Here is a 23,601-nt window from a genome sequence, read left to right as displayed (position 1 = left end):
TCTATTCGCTTTCCCGCGCTTCACTCACGACTTTAGTGAAAATCTCGCTGAGCTGGGTTAAATCTCCCAACGCACCAGCCTGATTTGCAGCTTGCCATTCGTCAGGATCGACGCCACTCCAGTCCAACAGATATCCGGCATGAATCGCCAGTTGCTCAAAGAACACACGCTGCGCGCGCCCACTCCCCACAAAGAACGGGTGAAGAACGTTAATCTCACAGTAGTAATGTGCCAGGCGATTAACAAACTCGTTTCTGGCAAGCCCCGTCAGATAATGTTCGTCTTCCATCTCCTGAAGCAGATCGTTGCCTTCATTTTCGATGTATTCGAAATGGCAAAAACGAGTCTCGCCCTTGGAAATATCCACATCACGTAGGTCGCCTGCCCAATCGAAGACATCCTGAAAAAGTTGCTGATGGATGGCACACAACCACGGCAATCCGCGATGCAGCGGGCCAAGTTCAATCGTGTCTGCGCGTAGTGCGATAGCCTCATCTTGCGCATGAGGTTCAAGAACATCCAGCCGATTACTGGCCTGAAATGAACGGCTTCGCTGTTGTTGCCAAAGGCGGGACTTTTGTTTGTCGGTCAGTTTCTTTGCCATGGTGCCTCCCTAACATGACCCTTTCTTGCCACAAGTATAAGCAGCAATCGGTGGAAGTGCTGGAAGGAGGAGATTGCGCAGGTAGAGATTACCCGCGCAGGTATTATTTACGGCAGGACTTTAGCGGAAAGGATAACGACAGGTTTTGACGGAACATTTTGGTATGGACCCACATCATGCGTCTGCACTTGAGAGATCTTATCGGCAACGTCCATCCCTTTCACAACTTTACCAAATACTGCATAACCGAAGTCGCGCTGTCCGTGGTCGAGGAAAGCATTGTCAGCCACGTTGATGAAGAACTGGCTGGTTGCACTGTCTTTATCTGCGGTACGCGCCATAGAAATGGTGCCGCGGGTATTACGCAGCCCGTTATCGGCTTCGTTTTTAATCGGTGGATTCGGCTGCTTTTGATTCATATCTTCAGTAAAGCCGCCACCCTGAAGCATGAAGCCTGGGATCACACGATGGAAAATGGTGTTGTTATAGAAGCCGCTGTTCACATAGTCAACGAAGTTTTTCGCAGAGACGGGGGCTTTTTGGCTATTTAACTCAAGCTCAATTTCACCCGCTGAAGTTGTCAGCAGGACGTGTGGGTCACCTTTAGCAGCTAGCGCAGCAGGAGATAGCGCGGTAAGAGCAAACACGGTTGCTACGGCCGCCAGAGTCGATTTGAGCATGAATAATTCCTTACGAAGGCAGTGAATGAAGCAAGTTGCTAGATTGTAAAGAGGCACTCAACTATGCGCCAGCCATTTACGGTTTTTTACTTTCACACAAATCAATAAGTTAAATGAACGAATAAACATACGGCACATTTCAATGTGATTCATATCACTTAAAATGCATGTCATTACAGCAAATGATTCATAAAATGTATGAATGGGTCACATTTTTGACTAAAATCCATCCTTCTCGAGTGCTGTCAAAGCACTTTACATTTTTATACCCCTAAATAATTCAAGTTGCTTCAAGGCGGCAAGCCCGCGAGTCCCCAAGAGCTTACTTGAGTAAGTGACTGGGGTGAGTGGGAGCAGCCAACGCATAAGCAGCTTGAAGTATGACGGGGATATTCACAGGCTTGTCATGACTAACAGCAATCGTATTAAGCTCACATGGATCAGCTTCTTCTCCTACGCCCTGACTGGCGCGTTGGTGATCGTCACCGGGATGGTGATGGGCAATATTGCCGAATACTTCCACGTTCCCGTTTCCAGCATGAGTAATACCTTTACCTTCCTGAATGCGGGCATTTTGATTTCTATCTTCCTGAACGCCTGGTTAATGGAAATCGTGCCACTCAAAACTCAACTTCGCTTTGGTTTCATCCTGATGGTTCTGGCCGTTGCTGGGCTTATCTTTGGCGACAACCTGACCATTTTCTCAGTGGCGATGTTTGTTCTTGGTCTGGTCAGCGGTATCACCATGTCGATTGGTACCTTCCTGATAACCCATATGTACGAAGGCCGTCAGCGGGGCTCACGTCTGTTATTTACCGACTCCTTCTTTAGTATGGCGGGGATGATTTTCCCAATGGTGGCCGCGATTCTTCTGGCTCGCAGCATCAACTGGTATTGGGTCTATGTCTGCATCGGCCTGGTTTACGTTGCGATTTTTATTCTGACAATTGGTTGTGATTTCCCGGCATTAGGCAAACATGCTGCGCAAACTGAGAAAGTCGTCGAGAAAGAAAAATGGGGCGTTGGCGTGTTGTTCCTGTCCATTGCCGCGCTGTGCTACATCCTTGGTCAACTGGGCTTTATCTCCTGGGTTCCGGAATACGCCAAAAGCCTGGGCATGAATCTGAATGATGCGGGTCAGTTAGTTAGCGATTTCTGGATGTCTTATATGTTTGGCATGTGGGCATTTAGCTTTATTTTGCGCTTCTTCGATCTGCAACGCATTCTGACTGTGCTTGCGGGTGCTGCCACAGTGCTGATGTATCTGTTCAACACCAGCGAGCCTACGCATCTGGCGTGGTTTATTCTGGCTCTGGGCTTCTTCTCCAGCGCGATTTACACCTCGGTCATTACGCTGGGTTCTTTGCAGACCAAAGTGGCTTCGCCAAAACTGGTTAACTTCGTCCTGACTTGCGGCACCATCGGTACCATGCTGACCTTCGTTGTCACCGGCCCGATTGTGGCTCACAGCGGCCCACATGCGGCGCTGCAAACCGCAAACGCCCTGTATGCAGTGGTGTTTATTATGTGCCTGATTTTGGGACTGGTGACGAAACACCGCCAACATAATGCGACTGCCGCACACTAATCACGAATATTGTCATGGCGGGTAGATTTTACCCGCCAAAATTTATCTCTTCCGCCTCATCCAGCATCACCCAGGTTTGTGACAATTGTGTCGTCGCAATGACCTTTCCACCGCGCACCGACCAGCGCACAGGAACCTGTCTCCTCACTGCATCAAAGCCATTCTCTGCCGGAAGAATGATCAGATTCGCCGTATTTCCCTCAACAATGCCGTAATCCTGTACCCCGAACGTACGCGCACTATTCTCGGTGATCAGTTTCAAGCCTTCATCAATTTGCTGATACCCCATCATCTGGCAAACATGCAGCCCCATATGCAGCACCTGTAGCATATTAGCGGTGCCCAGTGGATACCACGGGTCGAACACATCATCATGGCCGAAACAGACGTTGATTCCCGCTTCGAGCAACTCTTTTACACGGGTGATACCCCGGCGTTTCGGGTAATCATCAAAACGCCCTTGCAGATGGATATTCACCAGCGGATTGGCAACAAAGTTAATCCCGGAAAGCTTCAGCAAACGGAACAAACGCGAGGTATAAGCGCCATTGTAAGAGTGCATCGCCGTGGTATGGCTGGCGGTTACGCGCGCGCCAATGCCATCTCGCAGAGCGAGTGCAGAGACCGTTTCGACAAAGCGTGATTGCTCATCGTCTATTTCATCGCAGTGAATATCTAGCGGGCGATCGTACTTTTGTGCCAGCGCAAAAGCCTTATGCAATGACTCAACACCGTATTCGCGGGTAAATTCAAAATGCGGAATAGCCCCAACCACATCAGCACCAAGGCGTAGGGCCTCTTCAAGCAGGGCTTCACCGTTGGGATAAGAAAGGATCCCTTCCTGCGGGAAGGCGACAATCTGTACCTCAATCCACGGCGCAGCTTCCTTTTTCACTTCGAGCATCGCTTTTAACGCAGTCAGCGTTGGATCCGACACATCAACATGGGTGCGTACATACTGGATACCGTTGGCTATCTGCCATTTCAGTGTTTGCCAGGCGCGTTGTTTTACATCTTCGTGCGTCAGCAATGCTTTGCGTTCAGCCCAGCGTTCAATGCCTTCAAACAAAGTTCCTGACTGATTCCAGTGGGGTTGCCCTGCGGTCTGCGTGGTATCAAGGTGAATGTGTGGTTCGATAAAAGGCGGGATGGCTAAACCGCCTCGCCCATCAAGAATCTGTTGGCTCTCAGGCTGGGTTTCGCCCATCGGTTTGATTGCCAGAATGCGCCCGTTTTCGAAAGTTAATTGCCACAAACCTTCGCGCCCGACCAGACGCACATTTTGAATTAGCTCCAACACCTTATTGCTCATATCCACCTCTTCTTGATTAACCACCCCTTCTTCATAGCACACTCATCAAAATGAGAACATTTATTGTCTCTTCACGAAAAGCCAAACAATTCCACACCTTAGAAAAACTCACTAAAATCATGCATATACCCATTAAGAGGTATATAAAGGTGTATTTGATTTGTATCAATAATCGCCATTGCTGAATCGTTAAGGTAGGCAGTAATAGAAAAGAAATTGAGGCAATTATGAGCAAAGTCAAAATCGCAATCATCGGTAATGGCATGGTTGGCCATCGCTTTATCGAAGACCTACTTGATAAAGCCCAGCCAGGCCAATTCGACATTACTGTTTTTTGTGAAGAGCCGCGAAAAGCCTACGATCGCGTACACCTCTCTTCCTATTTTTCTCATCATACCGCTGAAGAATTATCGCTGGTTCGTGACGGCTTCTACGAAAAACATGGTGTAAAAGTGCTGGTTGGCGAACGCGCCATCACCATTAACCGCCAGGAAAAGGTCATCCACTCGAATACCGGCCGTACCGTGTATTACGACAAACTGGTGATGGCAACCGGTTCTTATCCGTGGATCCCACCGATTAAAGGTTCTGAAACACAAGACTGTTTCGTCTACCGCACTATCGAAGATTTGAACGCCATTGAAGCGTGCGCCCGTCGTAGTAAACGCGGTGCCGTTGTCGGTGGCGGTTTATTAGGTCTTGAAGCCGCAGGTGCGCTGAAAAACCTGGGTGTCGAAACTCACGTTATCGAATTCGCGCCAATGTTGATGGCTGAACAACTCGACCGCATGGGCGGCGAGCAACTGCGCAATAAAATCGAAAGCATGGGCGTACGCGTCCACACCAGCAAAAACACCCAGGAAATTGTCCAGCAGGGCAACGAAGCGCGTAAGACCATGCGTTTTGCAGATGGTACCGACCTGGAAGTGGACTTCATCGTCTTCTCCACCGGTATCCGTCCACGCGATAAACTCGCCACCCAGTGCGGCCTGGCAACAGCGCAACGTGGCGGTATCGTTATCAACGACACTTGCCAGACTTCTGACCCGGACATCTACGCCATTGGTGAATGTGCCAGCTGGAATAATCGTACATTCGGCCTGGTTGCACCTGGCTACAAAATGGCGCAGGTCACTGCCGACCATCTGCTTGGTTCTGAAAACGCCTTCGAAGGCGCAGACATGAGCGCCAAGCTGAAATTACTCGGCGTCGATGTTGGCGGGATTGGTGATGCGCATGGCCGCACGCCAAATTGCCGCAGCTATGTTTATCTCGACGAAAGCAAAGAAGTTTATAAGCGTCTGATTGTCAGCGCCGACAATAAAACTCTGCTTGGCGCCGTTCTGGTGGGCGACACCAGCGATTACGGCAACCTGCTGCAACTGGTTCTGAACAACATAGAACTGCCTGAAAACCCGGATGCGTTAATTCTTCCGGCGCACGCAAGCTCTGGTAAACCCGCGATTGGTGTCGACAAACTGCCCGACAGCGCGCAAATCTGCTCTTGCTTCGATGTCACTAAAGGTCATCTGATTAAAGCGATCAACAAGGGTTGTCATACCGTTGCGGCGCTGAAAGCGGAAACCAAAGCGGGCACTGGCTGCGGCGGCTGTATTCCATTGATCACTCAGGTATTAAATGCCGAGTTGAGCAAACAAGGCATCGAAGTTAACCACAACCTGTGTGAACACTTTGCGTTTTCTCGTCAGGAGCTGTACCACCTGATCCGCGTTGAAGGTATTAAATCCTTCGACGAGCTGCTGGAAAAATACGGTAAAGGTTACGGCTGTGAAGTGTGTAAACCGACCGTCGGTTCTCTGCTGGCCTCTTGCTGGAACGAATATGTGCTGGCACCTAAGCACACGCCACTACAGGACACCAACGACAACTTCCTCGGCAACATCCAGAAAGACGGGACTTACTCAGTCATTCCACGCTCTGCTGGCGGTGAAATTACCCCAGAAGGCCTGATGGAAGTAGGTCGTATCGCCCGAGAATTCAATCTCTACACCAAAATTACCGGTTCCCAGCGTATCGGCCTGTTTGGTGCTCAAAAAGATGATTTACCAGAAATCTGGCGCCAGCTGATTGATGCCGGTTTTGAAACCGGCCATGCATACGCGAAAGCACTGCGTATGGCGAAAACCTGCGTGGGCAGCACCTGGTGCCGTTACGGCGTAGGCGACAGCGTCGGCTTCGGCGTTGAGCTAGAGAACCGTTACAAGGGGATTCGTACCCCGCACAAAATGAAATTCGGTGTATCCGGCTGTACCCGTGAATGTGCAGAAGCACAGGGTAAAGACGTGGGCATTATCGCTACCGAAAAAGGCTGGAACCTGTATGTCTGCGGTAATGGCGGTATGAAACCACGCCACGCTGATTTACTGGCCGCTGATTTAGACCGTGAAATGCTGATCAAATACCTCGACCGTTTCATGATGTTCTACATCCGCACCGCAGACAAACTGACCCGTACCGCACCTTGGCTGGATAGTCTGGAAGGCGGTATCGAATACCTGAAACAGGTCATTATCGACGACAAACTGGGTCTGAACGCTCAACTTGAAGCCGAACTGGAGCGCCTGCGCGAGAAAGTGATTTGTGAGTGGACTGAAACTGTAAATACCCCAGAAGCGCAAGTTCGCTTCAAACACTTTATCAACAGCCCGCAGCGCGATCCGAATGTACAGATTGTTCCTGAGCGTGAGCAGCACCGTCCGGCTACACCTTACGAACGTATCCCGGTCACCCTGGTAGAAGAAGTGGAGGAAAATGTATGAGCCAGTGGACTACCGTTTGCCCGTTAAACGACATCCTGCCTGCTACCGGTGTTTGCGCATTGGTGGGAAATCAGCAGATAGCCATTTTCCGCCCACGTAATGACGATCAGGTTTTCGCTCTGAGCAACATCGACCCGTTCTTTGAAGCCAGCGTGTTGTCTCGTGGGTTAATTGCCGAACACCAGAACGAACTTTGGGTTGCCAGTCCATTGAAAAAGCAGCGTTTCAGACTGCGTGATGGATTGTGTATGGAAGATGAGGGCCGCTCAATCGCGCACTATAAAGCGCGTGTACAAGACGGCCAGGTTCAGATTAAAGCATAAAACAACCCGCCCTCACCCCGCCCCTCTCCCACAGGAGAGGGAGAACGTCAAAAGGCTTCTCCGGGCAATCCCCTCTCCTTTGGGAGAGGGTTAGGGTGAGGGGCTTCAAGAACTTCATTCTCCATTTTTTAATTTTCTTTCACTTTCTTGGGATAACAAAAATGTTCACCGATACCATCAATAAATGTGCGGCTAATGCCGCTCGCATTGCCCGATTGTCGAAAAACAACCCGCTGGGTTTTTGGATAAGCTCCGCGATGGCAGGGGCTTACGTGGGACTTGGGATCATCCTGATTTTCACCCTCGGTAATCTGGTTGAGCCTTCGCTGCGTCCACTGGTAATGGGGGCTACCTTCGGTATCGCCCTGACACTCGTCATCATCGCAGGCTCTGAGTTATTCACTGGACACACGATGTTCCTGACGTTTGGTGTGAAAGCCGGCACCATCTCCCATGGTCAGATGTGGGGCATTTTGCCGAAAACCTGGTTAGGCAATCTGGTGGGTTCTGTGTTTGTGGCACTGCTCTACAAATGGGGCGGCGGCAGTCTTTTGCCGTTAGATACCAGCCTGGTTCACACCGCTGCATTAGCAAAAACCACCGCTCCGGCAATGGTGCTGTTCTTTAAAGGCGCGCTGTGTAACTGGTTGGTTTGTCTTGCAATCTGGATGGCTGTACGTACTGAAGGTGCCGCGAAATTCATCGCTATCTGGTGGTGTCTTCTGGCGTTCATCGCTTCCGGCTACGAACACTCCATTGCCAACATGACTCTGTTTGCACTTTCCTGGTTTGGCCATCACAGCGACGCTTATACCCTTGCAGGTATCGGTCACAACCTGCTGTGGGTAACGCTTGGGAATACCCTATCTGGCGTAGTATTCATGGGTCTGGGTTATTGGTATGCTACTCCGAAAGCGGAGCGTCCACAGCCTGAGCGAATCGCCGCGCCGGAGACTGCACGTAACTAATTTCTTTTGAGGATTGACCGTGGATCACCTGCCAATATTTTGTCAATTGCAAAGTCGTGACTGCCTGCTCGTGGGTGGCGGCGACGTTGCGGAACGTAAAGCGCGTTTGTTGATGGAGGCAGGTGCAAAAGTCACTGTAAATGCCCTGGACTTCTCCCCACAATTTCAGGTGTGGGCTGAACAGGGCATGATTACATTGGTACAGGGTGAATTCCTCCCCGCGTTACTCGATGAGTGCTGGCTCGCCATTGCCGCGACAGACGACGACGCCGTGAATCAACATGTCAGCGAGGCATGCGAATCCCGCCGTATTTTCTGTAACGTTGTTGATGCGCCCAAACAAGCCAGCTTCATCATGCCATCGATTATTGACCGCTCACCGCTGATGGTTGCGGTCTCTTCCGGTGGCACATCTCCTGTTCTTGCCCGTCTGTTACGAGAAAAACTCGAAGCCATTCTGCCGCTGCATCTGGGGAAAATCGCCGCTTATGCCGGGACTCTGCGCGGCAAAGTTAAATCAAATTTCAAAACGATGGGCGAACGCCGCCGCTTCTGGGAGAAGTTCTTCTCCAATGATCGTCTGGCACAGTATTTGGCCAACGAAGACCAGAAAGCTATCGATAAAGAAACTGAGTCGATGTTTGCGACACCACTGGATCACCGCGGTGAAGTGGTGCTGGTCGGCGCAGGACCTGGTGATGCCGGATTGCTGACATTAAAAGGGTTACAGCAAATCCAGCAAGCCGATGTCGTGGTCTATGATCGCCTGGTCTCCGACGACATTATGAACCTGGTTCGCCGCGATGCTGACCGCGTATTCGTGGGAAAACGCGCGGGTTATCACTGTGTTCCGCAAGAAGAAATTAACCAAATTCTGCTGCGAGAAGCGCAAAGCGGTAAACGCGTTGTGCGTCTGAAAGGTGGCGATCCGTTCATCTTTGGTCGTGGCGGTGAAGAGTTAGAAACGCTGTGTGAGGGCGGCATTCCGTTCTCCGTCGTTCCAGGCATTACTGCGGCGTCCGGTTGTTCAGCATATTCAGGCATTCCCTTAACCCACCGCGATTACGCGCAAAGTGTCCGTCTGGTTACAGGCCATTTGAAAACAGGTGGTGAACTGGACTGGGAAAACCTGGCCGCTGAAAAACAGACCCTGGTGTTTTATATGGGTCTGAACCAGGCTCCAGCCATTCAGGAAAATTTGATTAAACACGGTATGACCGCAGAGATGCCGGTCGCGCTGGTCGAAAACGGCACAGCGGTTAAACAACGCGTCGTCAGCGGAATATTAAGCGAGCTCGGCACATTATCGACTCAGGTTGAAAGCCCGGCATTAATTATTGTTGGCCGTGTTGTAGCATTGCGCGATAAATTAAATTGGTTCTCGAATCACTAAAGATATTATCTTAGATAAAATCTAGCCTGCTGGTTAATTCCCGCAGGCTTTTTTATTCCTTAATTCTGATTACTAACGGAATTTTAATTAGCAATACGATTATCATTTAATGTCGGTAGGATTGCGGACTTAGCAATTTCCCTTTCATCACATACACTTAATCGCCTTTTTATATTAAGTATCATCCATATTATTCTATTTATAACCAGGGAAGACTCATGATTAAGCTCGTGAAAATTGCTACCGTATTTGTTGTTTTATCCACATTGACTGCATGTAGCGGACACATTGAAAACAAAAGCAAAAACTGTGGCTACGACTACCTTCTTCACCCAGCTATTTCTATTTCAAGAATCATTGGCGGCTGCGGCCCTGCGGATGAGTCTAAATAAGCAAGCACTCAAAATCGCTCTCATATTATGAGAGCGATTTTATTTATAGCCCCTGACAACTTTCCTGCAAAATACGCAACACCGTCTGCATCCCACTGCGATTGGGATTAATACGAATCATACGTTGTTCAAGCGTTGGGTCGGTCTGCCGAAACGTGCCGGACACCCGGTAAAACAACGGTGGGATTTCATATTTCGACTCAGCTCCGACCGGATACGGCAACGCACCCAATTTCTGCGCTGAATAAAGTACCTTTTCCGCAATCGGCTGATGAAACTCCACCAGAAGAACTTTCGATTGGGCGTTAGCAATAAATGCATGTTTAACCTGTGGAATATGCCCAGAGTTCAGCGCCTCAACAAGACTGTTGTTAACCTGCGACTGAACCGCGTGCATCACTGGCGCGAACACCAGCCCACGCAAGGCTTCCATTGCCTGGAACCCCTGAACCTGGCTGCCACCTGAATACATACTCTGTCGCACAGCACTCACCACTTTTTCTTCCCCCACTACCACGCCAATTCCCGGTGGGCCAAAAAGTTTAAAACACGAGAAAGTAGAAAGTGTGGAGCCGCATTCGCACCCAATATTGTCGACTTTCATCACCGCATAATTATCATCAGTCAGTGACGGCAATCCGTATTGGTTAAAGCAAGCGATAACACGGTTCAATTCGTATGAATCATCTAACTTTTGCCGCGTATGCTGGATAAGTGCGGCCTTCGGCTGGTGCAATTCAATCGCTTTTTTGACTTCCTCAAGCTGATTAAAATCGGCAAGAATCAGTCGCAAACCCATCTGTTCGGCAATGACGGCAGTCGTGGGGTAAAGAGGGGCATCGTGGATAAGCAAACTTTCTCCTGCATTCAACATGGCCGCCAGGCCGCTACGAATCGCCCCCGTTCCAGCCCCCTGAACGAATGCCGCCGCCGGTGCGCCAAAGAAATCGGCCAGCACGGCCTCAACACGACGAGTCATCTGCGGCTGATTCAGGCCGGGTACCAAACCCAAATCGCCGCCATTGAGAAAATCACTGCCGGGGAAATGCCGACAAATCACATCCACCAGTTGGAACTGCTTACACTGCGCCTGCTCCATCGTCAGGCTTTGCAAAGGCCAGGTTTTCACTTTACTCGCTCCATGAAGGCCTGCCGTCGCGATCAACAGCAGGCGTAAGGAAGGGATCAGACCGGAACGAACAGGCCGCAATAGTAGAGAATGTTAAGCACAATACCGGTTATCAGCACCGCAACGACAGGAGAGGCCATTTTCTGAACCGGACGCCCCAGTGATTCATTAAGGAAATAGAGCGCGGCGGCGATGGTAAAACCGGTGTATCCCGCCATTTTGATGGTGGCAAATATAGAGCCAACCAGCAATGCCATTTCCATCAGCATATTCATCGCGTTACGGATGTTATCTGAGGCATTTCGCACCGAAGGATATCGCCCCAGCCATTTACCAATGGAGCGTAACAGCAGCACTTCTGCAGAAATGACCAACGCACCCACAACGAAGGCAATCAACGGGTTAGAGATTAAATAGCCCACAGCGAAGACAAAGGTGAAGCCTGCTACAGCATAAACACCCGTCGCCAGCGCGGTGGTTGCTATCATGGGTACAAATCCCAAACCGCGCATGAATTCAGCCAGCGCTGCCTGGTTTATCAGAGTCTGCGACTGCGCCGGATCAAGTCCCGCCGTATAAGCCTTCTCAAGCGTGAAGATAGACACTTCTGACCCCGCAAAAATCTTCATGCTGGCTACGGCTGCAATCAGGCCACCGACAATCGCGATGTACGGCAGGTTCTTGATGATTCGCGATGTTCGTTCTTCAAAGACCGACGAACCGCCATCGTCGCCTTCTCGTTCATCGCGAGTGCGATGATCCTGCGAAATCGCAATGCCCAACAGCATGACCATGCCGACGAAAATCTCAATAGATTCAGGGTTGAGATGCGGGAAGAAGCGCACGATGAGCACGCGCGTCATCAATACCACTACTGCCGCGAACAGGCTGTTCTTCCAGCCAAACTGATAGAAAATCGCCACCAATGGGAACAGCGCGAAAGCCGAAACGACCGGTGAACTCAGCTCACCAAGTGAACCCAGCACGTCTACCGGCAGTGCAGTCAGTAAATGGTTTACCGGCAGCAGGCAGGTGAGGATCAGAATCCCCCAGACCGCGCCCAGACCAAATGCCAATGCACTATTAAAAGCCAACACACCGATAATATCCGTCGGCAAAAACAGCAACCAGCTATTGAGCAAACCTGTTTTGAGCGTAAACGAAATACCGACCGATGCCACAAAGCCAATACTCAGTCCGAATGCAATACTTCCCGCCTCGCGGCGATTCATATTGCCTTCAATAAGCTGAGGCAAAATGGGGCGAATACCATCGTGGAATACCGCCGCCGACTTATGCGCCAGCAGTGCCGTCATGCCGGTCAGACAAGCAACCACGAGAATCTGAATGTAGAAATCCATAGCGCCGCCTTTATTTTAAGTGGGCGATAAGCATCGGAATGGCATGTTCGATATGCTCAACCGACAGGCCAAAAGCGACTTTTCCTTCCGCGACCATTTTGGCGACCTGCTCTTCCTTCGCCCTAATTCCCGGCTTCGCTATGGTGCAACTTTTGTTGTAGCCAATTATCGCAATAGCGATAGACAATGCGGCCCCCGCCCCGGTGTTGCAGGCCCCAATGTAGTAATCAAGCTGGCCGGATTTAACCTTCGTGGCCGCTTCCATATCGTTGTAAATAAACACTTCAAAGTGATTAGGTGCAGAAGTCTCGATGGTTTTTTTAATGAGCTCACGCTGTAAGCCAGCAACGCCAATCTTTTTCATGGGAATTCCTTATTTAAAGAATACAGAGGGATTGTCACGCAACATCAAATCAACGTCGGCCTGGGTGAAGCCAGCCTCCCGCAATAAAGGGACAAACGTTGTCAGCAAGTAATCAAAACCAAGGCCGCCATTCGCCTTTAAATGTGAGCGGCGGGTAATATCCATCGAGAGCATCACGTGGTCCAGCAGGCCGCGGCGGGCAATTTCTTGTAGCATCGCCACGCGTTTCTCATCCGGGTAATAGTTGTTTTTACCGATGGTATCGAACTGAACGTACGCGCCCTGTTCAATCATGCGCAGAATGTTGTCGAGGTTGTCTTTCAGGTCGCAATGCCCGACGACAACGCGCGAGAGATCCACGCCGTGCTTTTTCAGTAGCGCCAGTTGCTCAAGTCCCATGGTGCTAAACGAGGTATGGGTAGAAATCGGGCGACCCGTTTCCCGATGGGCTATGGCTGCGGCGGCGAACACTTTTGCTTCGTCCGACGTAATCACATCCACACTCGACCCAATTTCAGCAATGATCCCGGCTTTTAAGCGGGTGCCATCAATGCCGATTTCTATTTCGTCGATCATCTCCTGCGCCAGCGTTTCCACTGGGGTTGTGGCAACATGCTGCGGGAAAAAATCATGCTGGTAGTAACCCGTACAAGCCATCACGTTCATTCCGGTGTCTTGCATAATATCGAGCAAAAACTGTGGATTACGCCCCATGTATCGATTGGTCATTTCAATAATGTTGCGTACGCCCTGGGCATAGAGCGATTTCATTTCTGCACAAATCAGGTCGTATTGATCCAGGCGGCAATCAATGTTGTTTTTAAATGACGACAGATCGATATGCAGATGTTCGTGAGCGTAGGTGTAGCCCGTCGCATCAATTCGCGATTGTTCAACCATGATTGCCTCCGGTGTTTGTGTTATGCAGCAATGGCAGGAACGAGGTGCCGTTTTGTGGTGCGCTTGCGCTGAAGAAATCGCAAACTGTTGCGCCAACATCGGACAGTGTTGTTCTGACGCCAAGATGTGCGCCGGTGATTCCCGGTTGCCAAACCAGTAACGGCACGTTTTCACGTGTGTGTTTGCTGTGACCAATCGTGGGATCGTTGCCGTGGTCGGCCATGACGACCAGACAATCACCAGGCTGCATTGCGCTCATTAGCCGACCGAGGTTCTCATCTACAACCTGTAACCTTTCGGCATAACGATCCACGTCCTGGGCGTGCCCGGCGAGATCGGTTTCCTGAATGTTGGTACAGATAAAAATATCCCCCGGTTTTTGGAGTTCATTGAGCGTAATGTCCATGATCTGCTGGGTATCAACGAGATTCTGGTAACTGACGCCATGCGGGTTAATCGCAATATCAGCCACTTTGCCCACCAATACGGTTTTGATATTCACCTCATGCAGTTTTTGTGGAACCTGCACGCTGGCATTGACCCCAAAGCCCATGTGAACGACCTGGAAACCGTGTTGATAGACTCCGGATCGTGGTGCGTTTATGCCGATATACTGGCCCAGTTTTTCCTCAGCGGCGTCCAGTAGCTGCTGGCTGCTTTCCAGAAAACCACCGAATGCGATCACCCGTCCAACCTGGACACAATGGCGAACAATTTCACCTATGACGCGAACTTCTTCAAAAGAAATAGCGTTTAAATTTGCGCTAATATTAAACACTTGCCCGAGATCGGCTTCGAGGTTATCGCCAATGGCGACGGCCTGATTTACCCACAAATATTGCAGGTCGTTGCCCTTACGCTCGACCTGCCAGCAATCGGCAATTAACGCGCGTTCAACATCATCAATGACCGCTGAAAAAGGCATGCGCAGCGGCGGTTGTGGCCGAGTGCCCAGAATTTCCTGGTGGCCCATAAAAGTGTCGCCGCCTTCATGTTGCAACATGGCCGTCCCGTAAACAGCGCTCGCAGAGGATTGCATCGCCCCTTCTGTAAAACCCAATGCATTAATCAAACCGAGTTTTTCCAGCACCGGTAAACGTAACTGCGGGAAGCATTGCAAAATATGCCCGCAAGTGTTGGCACCGATATCCTCTGGCCTGACTTGCGGCACATCATCCATGGCGCCCACACCAAAACTGTCTATCACCACAACCACAAATTTACTCACGCAAACCTCCAGCGATAGGGTTACCGAGACTGTCGTACAGCGCTTCTAGTACCGGCTTTCCGTGGCTTATCCCGGAGACCAACGCCACATCGCTGCGCGTAACAAAAACCTGTGTCCGGAAGCACATGACGACCGGCGCGCCCACGGGAAACTCGCCCGCAAGGCCGATGTGGTAGTCGATGCTGCTGTCATCCATTGGCAGTATTTTTGCAGGCACCGCGTCACTGTCTGCTGCCGGGAAAACCTGGGCATTTTGCGCATGGCCCCGGCGATAGTAGCCCCCGCCAAAACAGTAACTCCGCCCCTGGAATTGATGCGATATTTCAGTGAAATACAACATGGCGATGCGCTCTGGTTGGTCGCCGTGTTGATTTGCAGGAATAGTACCCGTGAGTGCATGGCCCGGTTCTGCATGTGTCACGCCGTACTGCGCCAACAGGGGTAACGAGCTACAGCTGGACGCAGATGGCGCGTTAATTTGTGCCAGTTCAATTCCCTGCGTACGAAGCAGATCGCGAGCATGTAGTAACGTGGTCAAATTCGGCGTTGGTTGCGTTTGTTGCATGTCCTCATCCCACAACAAACAAGGGAAGTGAGTCAGCCCGGTGATTTTTACCCCAGGCATTTTCTGGATGGCAGCAACCACTTCATGCAACGTTGAAAACGGGAATCCCGCTTCCTGACCGGGATACAATGTGTCTTTATCGCCAAAAACTTTGAGCATGATCGGCTGAATCTGCCCGCAGTGCAGCGCCGCATCAGAAATTTCCTGCGCTTTTTCCAGTGAGAAAATGGTGATCATTTCTGGTGAAGCGTTAACGTTTTCCACTATCAAACTTTTGGGTACCTGAACCAGATGCCCAACGTGGGAAACCTGAACACCCGCGTTACGCAATGTGCGGGCTTCTTTAAAATCCACCGCGACAGTGCCATGAAAGCCCAATTCAATCAGGCGTGTTGCAATCCACGGGTTACGCCCCAACTGTTTCGTCATCAGATAGAGCGTGATGCCCAGATTTTCCGCTGTTTCCAGCAGGCGACGACCGTTCTCCATCACCTGATCAACATCAATCACGCAGGTATCTGGCAGAATGTCACCCTGTTGCCATAACTTAATTGCGGCCTCAATCAGTGCCGGATTTTGTGCCTTGAGTGCTTCAATAAACATGCCTTTGCCTCTCGACTCCATGCTGCAAAAAATCTAAATAATCATTTTTTTGAATATTTAAGATAAAGCAGTTTGCTGACAATAATTATTCTTTGCTCGCCATCCACAGGCTAAAAAGATTGGCGAGCAGATAACCTTCTTCATTGGGATGAAGCGTGACATCAAATGGAGCCAGCATGGCGCGATGAATCTGCAGCAGCTGTGTATAAACCTGCGAGTTGACGATTTCCTCCAGCAACTCGTCATCAAGCGGGCCGATTTCTTCACCCCGGCGGCTGCGCATCAATGCATTCGCCATATGAGTGATCGCCATTTCCCCTTGTTCGTTTCGCAGCACAATGGCCCACTCCGTTTCCAATTGGATAACAACGCCTAACATGCCGTCGCAGATATCCCTGTCGATGAGGCCTGCATCGCATAACAGATTTAACCGCTCTTCCATCCCGCATTACCCCCTGGTGAAATACTCAATAACTTGGCTCTTGTTCACCCAGCAGAACTCTTTGCTGATGAGCAAGCAGCTCATTTTTGTTCACGACCGTGCGCAGAAGTTGCTGGATTGGCACATCATCGGCACGCGTCAGCACTACCGCTTCTGAGGCTTGCACAAAACGGGCATCACCCTGCAAAGGCAGCGCTTCCAGACCGAGCAATTCAAGCGAGTCCTCGCCACCCACGTTCCAGATAACGGCGTCAATTTCACCTTTTGCGACGCGGTTAATACACTCGTGATACGGCACATCGAGGATCTCAACCGGCTGACCAGAAAAATAAATCTCCGTCATAATTCGCTGGTCGGCCGAGCGCGGGTCTAGCCCTACGCGCTTAATTTGTTGTGTATCCACACGGCATATGAGTTTATGTTCACCCACGTAAGTATGCGGACCCAGCTCCAGCGCAATACACACATCTGTATTATCCAGATAACTCTGCGCTGCGAGCCGCGAAACTACCGCCAGATCGTAAACACCGTTCAACAGGCATTCCACGCGAACATCCGAGCCACGCATATGCGCGTAGTAAAATGGAATCCCATCAAACTGAGCTTTTAACCCACTGGCTAAACCTTCATATAGACGGGTGTAGGGCAGCGGCATGGCACACACGACGTTGCCAATATCCGCAAAAGCCAACAGGATTTTGTTATCCATACTCACCAGATAACTTCCGTTGCGCCCGCGTCGCTCAACTTTTACCGCACCTGCTTTCTCAAGAGTTTTTAAGGCTGCCTGAATCAGGCCCACGGAGAAACGGCATTCAGTCGCCAGTTCATCGATGGTTTTCAGGCGACTGCCCCTTTTTTCGCCCAGTAAATAACGCGCCAGGCTGGCCTGTGCAACGCCCTCTTTTTTGATAAAGCTACGGCTCATATTTAATCTTCATTTTATTGAATGGTTATATCTTCATTAAATTGAATATAAATGGCAAATGGGGTAGATGCAAAAAGAGAATGGGATCACAAAAGAAAAGGGAATGGTGGTGGATTTGAGATTCATTGCCCTCACCCCAGCCCTCTCCCCCAGGAGAGGGAGAAAACCGAGCAATCCCCTCTCCTTCAAGGAGAGGGTTAGGGTGAGGATGGTTTTAAACTACGGGTGGGCTACAAACCCAATCACCTCATAGACTTTTTTCAAGGTGGCGCTCGCATGTGCACGCGCTTTCTCGGAACCGTCTTTCATCACTTGCTGCAAGTAGGCTTCATCATTACGGAAACGGTGGAAACGTTCCTGCAACTCAGTCAGCATGCCGGAAACTGCATCAGCAACTTCACCTTTCAGATGACCATACATTTTGCCTTCAAACTGCTGCTCAAGTTCTGGGATAGATTTCCCTGTCACGCCCGCCAGAATATCCAACATATTGGATACACCGGCTTTGTTAGCGGTGTCGTAACGAACAACAGGCGGCTCATCAGAGTCAGTAACCGCACGTTTGATTTTCTTCACTACCGCTTTCGGGTCTTCCAGCAGGCCGATAACGTTGTTGCGGTTATCATCTGATTTAGACATTTTCTTGGTCGGCTCAAGCAGAGACATCACGCGCGCGCCAGATTTCGGAATAAACGGTTCAGGCACTTTGAACACATCGCCATACAACGCATTGAAACGTGCAGCGATGTCGCGGCTCAGTTCCAGGTGTTGTTTCTGATCTTCGCCGACCGGGACCAGATTGGTTTGGTACAGCAGAATATCCGCGGCCATCAGCACCGGATAATCAAACAGACCCGCGTTAATGTTTTCCGAATAACGGGAAGACTTGTCTTTAAACTGAGTCATACGGCTCAGTTCGCCGAAATAGGTATAGCAGTTCAGCACCCAACCCAACTGCGCATGTTCTGGCACGTGGGATTGTACGAAGATGGTGCTTTTAGCCGGGTCAATACCACAAGCCAGATACAGCGCCAGCGTGTCGAGCGTCCGTTTACGCAGTTGTGCTGCATCCTGACGCGCAGTAATTGCATGCTGATCGACGATACAGTAGATGCAATCGTAATCATCTTGCATATGGACCCACTGACGCAGCGCACCCATGTAGTTACCAATGGTCAATTCACCTGATGGCTGTGCGCCACTAAAGACAATGGGCTTACTCATGTTCTGATTCCTGATGTTCTTTGTTAGAGAGCCCTAATGCGGGCAATAAATCGTTGAAATGGTCAAATATGTAGTCTGGTTTGCTCAACTCGATGGATTCACCGTAGTTGTAGCCGTAGGTCAGGCCAACGGAACAACATCCGGCTGCCTGTGCTGCGAGAATGTCATTGCGGGAATCGCCAACAAACAGCAACTCTTCGGCGCTCAGATTCAACTGTTCCATCACTTTGTGCAGCGCTTCGGGATGCGGTTTTTTATTCTCCACATCGTCGCCACCAATAATGATTTTGAAGTAATGTGCGATACCCAACCTTTCCAGCATCGGTAACACAAATGGCGTCGGTTTGTTGGTGACCAGGCCCATCGGCAGGCCTTTTTCAGCGAATACCGCCAGTGTGTTAGCCACTTCCGGGAACAGGAAGCTGCCTTCTTCCGCCGTTTCGGCATAGAAGGTATCAAATAGTTTACGCGCGATGAGGCATCTGTCGGCTTCTGGCTCTTCGCCTTTTAACGCCCAGGTCAGCGCACGCTTAACCAGCACGTCTGCACCATTGCCGATCCACTTTTCAACTTTGTCTTCACCTGCCGTTGGCAACTCCAGGGCATACAGCGTCTGGTCCATTGCCTGGGTTAAACCCAGCGCGGTGTCAACCAGCGTACCGTCTAAATCAAAGGCGATACCGCGAATTTTATTTAACTTATCCATGACTTACCTTTGCCAACTCACTTCGCATACGGTCAATTACAGCTTTGTAATCTGGCTGACTGAAAATCGCAGAACCGGCAACAAACATATCAGCGCCTGCTGCGGCAATTTCAGCGATGTTGTCAGCTTTCACGCCGCCGTCAACTTCCAGACGGATGTCATAACCGGAAGCCTCAATGCGCTCACGCACCTGACGCAATTTTTCCAGCGTATGAGGAATGAAAGATTGCCCGCCGAAACCTGGGTTTACGGACATCAGCAAAATCACATCCAGCTTATCCATCACATGATCAAGACAACTCAGCGGCGTTGCAGGATTTAGCACCAGCCCTGCTTTGCAGCCGTGTTCTTTAATCAGTTGCAGGGAACGGTCAACATGTTCGGACGCTTCAGGATGGAAGGTGATGATGTTGGCACCCGCAGCGGCGAAGTCCGGAATAATACGGTCAACGGGTTTCACCATCAGATGCACATCAATAGGGGCGGTAATCCCATAATCTCGCAGGGCTTTTAGTACCATCGGGCCGATGGTGAGATTCGGAACGTAATGGTTATCCATAACATCAAAATGGACGACATCCGCACCAGCAGCCAGCACAGCAGCCGTATCTTCACCCAGGCGGGCAAAATCGGCTGAGAGGATTGATGGGGCAATCAAAAACTGTTTCATCCGCTTCTCCAGTAGCAAATCATTAACGTCTGCGGGCGAAACAGCTTAGGCACCGACTTTATACAGCGCCAGCAGTTCGTCCACCTTGTTACGTTTTCCGCCATTCCGGCTAATACTGCGTCGCACTTGTACCACGTGCAGTTTGGCTTGCTGATACCACAACCGGGTGAGCTCTGTATCATGGTTAGAAATCAGAACCGGGATGTGATTTCCTTGCAAATTTTCCGCTAACTGCGCCAGATGTTGCTGCTGCACCATATTAAAGCTATCAGTGTGATACGCCGTAAAGTTAGCAGTAGCAGACAATGGCGCGTACGGCGGGTCGCAATAGACAACAGAACCCGCGGTTACATTCGCCATGCTGACGTCATACGACTGACACAGGAATGTCGCGTTTTGTGCTCGTTCGGCAAAATGATACAACTCTTCTTCCGGGAAGTAGGGTTTGATGTAGCGGCCGAACGGGACATTGAATTCACCCCGTAGGTTATAACGACAAAGGCCGTTGTAACAATGGCGGTTCAGATATAAAAACAGCAAAGCACGACGGAACTCATCTTTGCACAGATTAAATTCAGTTCGATTGAGATAGAACGCTTGTTCGTCGTTTTGTGCAGCGGTAAAGAGTTTTCGGGACTCCTCAACGTACTCATCCGTGCGGGTTTTAACGATGTTGTATAGGTTAATCAGATCGCTATTAATATCTGCGAGGATATAACGGGAGTAATCAGTATTCAGAAAAACTGAGCCGGCACCGACAAACGGCTCAATCAAACAATCACCTTTCGGCAGATACTTTTTAATGTCTTCGAGCAGGGGGTATTTCCCCCCTGCCCATTTCAGAAAAGCGCGATTTTTTTTCATGCTGCCTAACTATTTACACCTTTTCCAGCTGTGGAAAGGTTCCAACAGCGGCTGCGCTTGTTCATCACTTCAGATCAGACTGAACCTGATGGATAGGTTTTGCCCATGGGTTCTTGGCCTGCACATCAGCTGGCAATGTTGCAACAGCACGTTTCGCCTCATCTTTGCTGGCGTAGATACCGCTAACCAACACGTACCATGGCTGACCATTTCGTACTGTCTGGTAGACCATATAATGTTGCAGATTCTCTTTCTTCGCCCAGGCATTCAAGTTTGCTGAGTTAGAAGATGAGCTGAGCTGTAAAGTGTAATGGCTACCAGGAGCGCCTTTGATTGCACCAGCATCACCCGCTACCGCGCCAGTGGCCGCAGTCACAGGGGCTGCTGTCGTGGCTTTCGGTGCTGAAGACGTTGCTGTCTCAGTGGCCGTGGCTTTTGGAGCAGTTGCGGTAACCGGTGCTTTAGCTGGTGCGGTCGCCGTTGGTGCTGGAGCCGTCACTGCTTCGCTACGTTTCGCAACCACCACAGGTTTTGGTTCAGCGACTACCGTGCTTTTCGCGACCGGCTGTTGCTTAGCCGGTTGAGCTTTGTGTTGCGGCTCAATCACAGCAGTTTTACGTTCTTGACGTGGTGCCGCTTGCTTCGTTGGTTCAGATTTCGCGACCGGGCGTGGAGCGGTAGTTGAGCTATTGCTACCCGCAACCGCCGCAACTGTAGCTGGCGCGGTTGGCAACGTTGAATTGCTCACGACATTATCAATCTGGCCCGATTGTTGAGTCAGTGCATTATTCAGATCACCCGGTACTTCAACACGCTGCTGGCCCTGAGGTACAGGCTGAGTTTGCGCGTCGGTAGGGGTTGAAGAAATGGCAGGAAGAGTCACTTCTTGTGGGTTCGTGGCATTTTCTGTCTGATTGGCCGCAGTTGTCGAACCATTAGTCTGTTCGGCGGTGTTGCCCGCAGCGCCAGACAAATCGATGTTTTTCTCAGCACCAGGTGTCTGATCTGCAGTTTCAGTCGTCGAAGGGGCTTTCAGCGCCGAGCCAATTCCAATGATTAATAGCAGCAGCACTAGAACACCAATGCCCATCATCAGATGCTGGCGAGATACCGGAACTTTCTGTTTAGCGGATTTTTTACGAGCACGCGCCGGACGACGTTCTTCAGCATCAACTTGAAGATCATCTTCACTTTCATACTCTTCTTCATCACGAGTACGGCGGGAACGCGCTGGACGAGGCTCGTCGGCATCTAATTCAACATCATCGACATTGATTTGTGGCTCACTCTCGCGCTCATCAGCTCTACGGGTACGACCTGAACGACGATCGCTGGGATCGGGTTTCAGCTCATCTTCCGGTTTAAACTCATCCATTTAACACCCCACTAAAAGGCTTATGCCAGCGATTCGTACTCAGCACATCACCCGAAGTTAAAAATCGCCTGACTGCAGCGACCGAAATTTCTAATAATTAAGCCTGCTGACAGTCAGCAATGGCGGACAAAACGACATCGTGTGGCACTCCGCCACGCACTTCACTCTTCCCGATAGCCAGTGGCAGCACTAAACGCAAATCACCAGCCAACACTTTCTTGTCACGCATCATGTGGGGCATATACGCGTCTGCTGACATTTCTTTCGGCCCAGTAACTGGCAGCCCAGCACGTTGCAGCAGCTTGATGATTCGCTGAACATCGGCTTCACTGAAGTTACCAAGACGCTGTGCCGTACGCGCCGCCATTACCATACCAGCAGCAACAGCTTCACCATGCAGCCAGTTGCCATAGCCCATTTCAGCTTCTATAGCGTGACCAAAGGTGTGACCCAAATTCAGTAAAGCACGTAAGCCGCTTTCGCGCTCGTCAGCGGCAACAACTTCTGCTTTCAGCTCACAACAACGACGAATACACCAGGCCAAAGCTTTGCCATCAAGCGCAAGCAATGCGTCCAGGTTTTCTTCAAGCCAATCAAAGAATTCACCGTCGAGAATAATTCCGTACTTAATCACTTCTGCCAGGCCAGATGCTAACTCCCGCGCCGGTAAAGTATTCAGACAGTCGAGATCCACCACAACCGAAGCCGGCTGGTAGAACGCACCAATCATATTTTTACCGAGAGGATGGTTAACGGCTGTTTTTCCGCCAACAGAAGAGTCCACTTGCGAAAGCAATGTGGTCGGAACTTGAATAAAACGCACGCCACGTTGATAGCTCGCAGCAGCAAAGCCAGTCAGGTCACCAACGACACCGCCACCAAGGGCGATGAGTGTCGTGTCACGACCGTGTGGCTTTTCAAGCAACGCGGTAAAGACAGTGTCTAATACTGCGAGGCTTTTAAATTGTTCGCCATCCGGAAGGATGACGGAATCGACTTTAACGCCCGCTTGCTCAAGCACGCCACGCACCTTATCCAGGTAGAGCGGCGCCAGGGTTTCATTGGTCACCAGCATCGTTTGGTCGCCAGCTTTCAACGGCCCAAAAGATGCCGAGTCACTAAATAACCCAGCAGCAATGGTGATAGGGTAACTACGTTCCCCGAGAGTGACTGTTAACCTCTCCATAACGCGAAGTCCACCT

The 23,601-nt window shown here is 50.5% G+C and carries 23 protein-coding genes; 6 read left to right on the top strand and 17 right to left on the bottom strand.

What is annotated here, in order from left to right; genetic code table 11:
- Position 1: 1 nt before the first annotated feature.
- Positions 2 to 604 carry a putative adenosine monophosphate-protein transferase Fic gene (locus RHD99_RS01685; RefSeq protein WP_309877275.1) on the bottom strand — a complete coding sequence of 201 codons (603 nt, stop codon included), beginning with the start codon at positions 602 to 604 and terminating at the stop codon, positions 2 to 4.
- Between the two features lie 107 nt (positions 605 to 711).
- On the bottom strand, positions 712 to 1,284 hold the full coding sequence (gene ppiA, locus RHD99_RS01680) for a peptidylprolyl isomerase A (protein ID WP_183272333.1): 573 nt from the start codon (positions 1,282 to 1,284) through the stop codon (positions 712 to 714).
- 406 nt (positions 1,285 to 1,690) lie between these two features.
- Between ppiA and tsgA the strand changes: the two genes are divergently transcribed.
- On the top strand, positions 1,691 to 2,872 hold the full coding sequence (gene tsgA / locus RHD99_RS01675; RefSeq protein WP_309877274.1) for an MFS transporter TsgA: 1,182 nt from the start codon (positions 1,691 to 1,693) through the stop codon (positions 2,870 to 2,872).
- Between the two features lie 28 nt (positions 2,873 to 2,900).
- Here tsgA and RHD99_RS01670 read toward each other — a convergent pair whose 3' ends face one another.
- The gene (locus RHD99_RS01670) at positions 2,901 to 4,184 is read right to left on the bottom strand and encodes a cytosine deaminase (RefSeq protein ID WP_309877273.1); all 1,284 of its coding nucleotides are present in this window, start codon (positions 4,182 to 4,184) and stop codon (positions 2,901 to 2,903) included.
- Positions 4,185 to 4,411: 227 nt separating this feature from the next.
- On the opposite strand from RHD99_RS01670, the gene nirB reads away from it, so the two are divergent.
- The 5 genes from nirB (at position 4,412) to RHD99_RS01645 (ending at position 10,040) form a co-directional block, all read left to right on the top strand.
- The gene (gene nirB, locus RHD99_RS01665) at positions 4,412 to 6,964 is read left to right on the top strand and encodes a nitrite reductase large subunit NirB (RefSeq protein ID WP_309877272.1); all 2,553 of its coding nucleotides are present in this window, start codon (positions 4,412 to 4,414) and stop codon (positions 6,962 to 6,964) included.
- Complete coding sequence (nirD, locus tag RHD99_RS01660; protein ID WP_309877271.1) at positions 6,961 to 7,287, top strand: nitrite reductase small subunit NirD; 327 nt, start codon at positions 6,961 to 6,963, stop codon at positions 7,285 to 7,287. Before nirB ends, nirD begins: the two co-directional genes overlap by 4 nt.
- Before the next feature lie 161 nt (positions 7,288 to 7,448).
- On the top strand, positions 7,449 to 8,255 hold the full coding sequence (gene nirC, locus RHD99_RS01655) for a nitrite transporter NirC (RefSeq protein ID WP_183272328.1): 807 nt from the start codon (positions 7,449 to 7,451) through the stop codon (positions 8,253 to 8,255).
- A 19-nt stretch (positions 8,256 to 8,274) separates the two neighbouring features.
- Positions 8,275 to 9,648, top strand: coding sequence for a siroheme synthase CysG (cysG, locus tag RHD99_RS01650; protein ID WP_183272327.1), 1,374 nt, complete (start codon positions 8,275 to 8,277; stop codon positions 9,646 to 9,648).
- A 218-nt stretch (positions 9,649 to 9,866) separates the two neighbouring features.
- Complete coding sequence (locus RHD99_RS01645; protein WP_309877270.1) at positions 9,867 to 10,040, top strand: YhfL family protein; 174 nt, start codon at positions 9,867 to 9,869, stop codon at positions 10,038 to 10,040.
- A gap of 43 nt (positions 10,041 to 10,083) precedes the next feature.
- On the opposite strand, the gene RHD99_RS01640 is transcribed toward RHD99_RS01645, so the two are convergent.
- From RHD99_RS01640 to aroB, 14 genes are all read right to left on the bottom strand, one after another.
- Positions 10,084 to 11,169: an aminotransferase class V-fold PLP-dependent enzyme gene (locus RHD99_RS01640; protein ID WP_309877269.1), complete on the bottom strand. Its 1,086-nt coding sequence runs from the start codon at positions 11,167 to 11,169 to the stop codon at positions 10,084 to 10,086.
- Positions 11,170 to 11,225: 56 nt separating this feature from the next.
- A complete protein-coding gene (locus RHD99_RS01635; RefSeq protein WP_309877268.1) occupies positions 11,226 to 12,530 on the bottom strand; it encodes a YhfT family protein in 1,305 nt (434 codons plus the stop codon).
- Positions 12,531 to 12,540: 10 nt separating this feature from the next.
- Positions 12,541 to 12,894, bottom strand: coding sequence for a DUF2620 domain-containing protein (locus RHD99_RS01630; RefSeq protein ID WP_309877267.1), 354 nt, complete (start codon positions 12,892 to 12,894; stop codon positions 12,541 to 12,543).
- A 9-nt stretch (positions 12,895 to 12,903) separates the two neighbouring features.
- A complete protein-coding gene (locus tag RHD99_RS01625) occupies positions 12,904 to 13,794 on the bottom strand; it encodes a phosphotriesterase-related protein (protein WP_309877266.1) in 891 nt (296 codons plus the stop codon).
- Positions 13,787 to 15,022, bottom strand: a complete 1,236-nt coding sequence (locus tag RHD99_RS01620) for a phosphopentomutase (RefSeq protein WP_309877265.1) — start codon at positions 15,020 to 15,022, stop codon at positions 13,787 to 13,789. The genes RHD99_RS01625 and RHD99_RS01620 overlap by 8 nt, the downstream gene beginning before the upstream one ends.
- A complete protein-coding gene (locus RHD99_RS01615) occupies positions 15,015 to 16,190 on the bottom strand; it encodes a YhfX family PLP-dependent enzyme (protein WP_309877264.1) in 1,176 nt (391 codons plus the stop codon). The genes RHD99_RS01620 and RHD99_RS01615 overlap by 8 nt, the downstream gene beginning before the upstream one ends.
- 85 nt (positions 16,191 to 16,275) lie before the next feature.
- Positions 16,276 to 16,632 carry a PRD domain-containing protein gene (locus tag RHD99_RS01610; protein ID WP_309877263.1) on the bottom strand — a complete coding sequence of 119 codons (357 nt, stop codon included), beginning with the start codon at positions 16,630 to 16,632 and terminating at the stop codon, positions 16,276 to 16,278.
- A 25-nt stretch (positions 16,633 to 16,657) separates the two neighbouring features.
- Entirely contained in the window at positions 16,658 to 17,560 is a 903-nt protein-coding gene (gene yhfZ / locus RHD99_RS01605) for a GntR family transcriptional regulator YhfZ (protein WP_183272318.1), read from the bottom strand.
- A 219-nt stretch (positions 17,561 to 17,779) separates the two neighbouring features.
- Positions 17,780 to 18,784, bottom strand: coding sequence for a tryptophan--tRNA ligase (trpS, locus tag RHD99_RS01600; protein ID WP_309877262.1), 1,005 nt, complete (start codon positions 18,782 to 18,784; stop codon positions 17,780 to 17,782).
- Positions 18,777 to 19,490: a phosphoglycolate phosphatase gene (locus tag RHD99_RS01595; protein WP_309877261.1), complete on the bottom strand. Its 714-nt coding sequence runs from the start codon at positions 19,488 to 19,490 to the stop codon at positions 18,777 to 18,779. Before RHD99_RS01595 ends, trpS begins: the two co-directional genes overlap by 8 nt.
- Positions 19,483 to 20,160: a ribulose-phosphate 3-epimerase gene (gene rpe / locus RHD99_RS01590; RefSeq protein WP_309877260.1), complete on the bottom strand. Its 678-nt coding sequence runs from the start codon at positions 20,158 to 20,160 to the stop codon at positions 19,483 to 19,485. The genes RHD99_RS01595 and rpe overlap by 8 nt, the downstream gene beginning before the upstream one ends.
- Before the next feature lie 45 nt (positions 20,161 to 20,205).
- Positions 20,206 to 21,024: an adenine-specific DNA-methyltransferase gene (gene dam, locus RHD99_RS01585; RefSeq protein ID WP_183272314.1), complete on the bottom strand. Its 819-nt coding sequence runs from the start codon at positions 21,022 to 21,024 to the stop codon at positions 20,206 to 20,208.
- Between the two features lie 64 nt (positions 21,025 to 21,088).
- The gene (damX, locus tag RHD99_RS01580; protein ID WP_309877259.1) at positions 21,089 to 22,399 is read right to left on the bottom strand and encodes a cell division protein DamX; all 1,311 of its coding nucleotides are present in this window, start codon (positions 22,397 to 22,399) and stop codon (positions 21,089 to 21,091) included.
- A 97-nt stretch (positions 22,400 to 22,496) separates the two neighbouring features.
- Positions 22,497 to 23,585: a 3-dehydroquinate synthase gene (gene aroB, locus RHD99_RS01575; protein WP_183272312.1), complete on the bottom strand. Its 1,089-nt coding sequence runs from the start codon at positions 23,583 to 23,585 to the stop codon at positions 22,497 to 22,499.
- Between the last annotated feature and the right edge of the window lie 16 nt (positions 23,586 to 23,601).

Origin of the sequence: Buttiauxella selenatireducens (assembly GCF_031432975.1) — a bacterium.
GTDB lineage: Bacteria > Pseudomonadota > Gammaproteobacteria > Enterobacterales > Enterobacteriaceae > Buttiauxella > Buttiauxella selenatireducens.
Note: the sequence above shows the minus strand (reverse complement) of the source record. Positions and strands in the feature narration are given on the sequence as shown.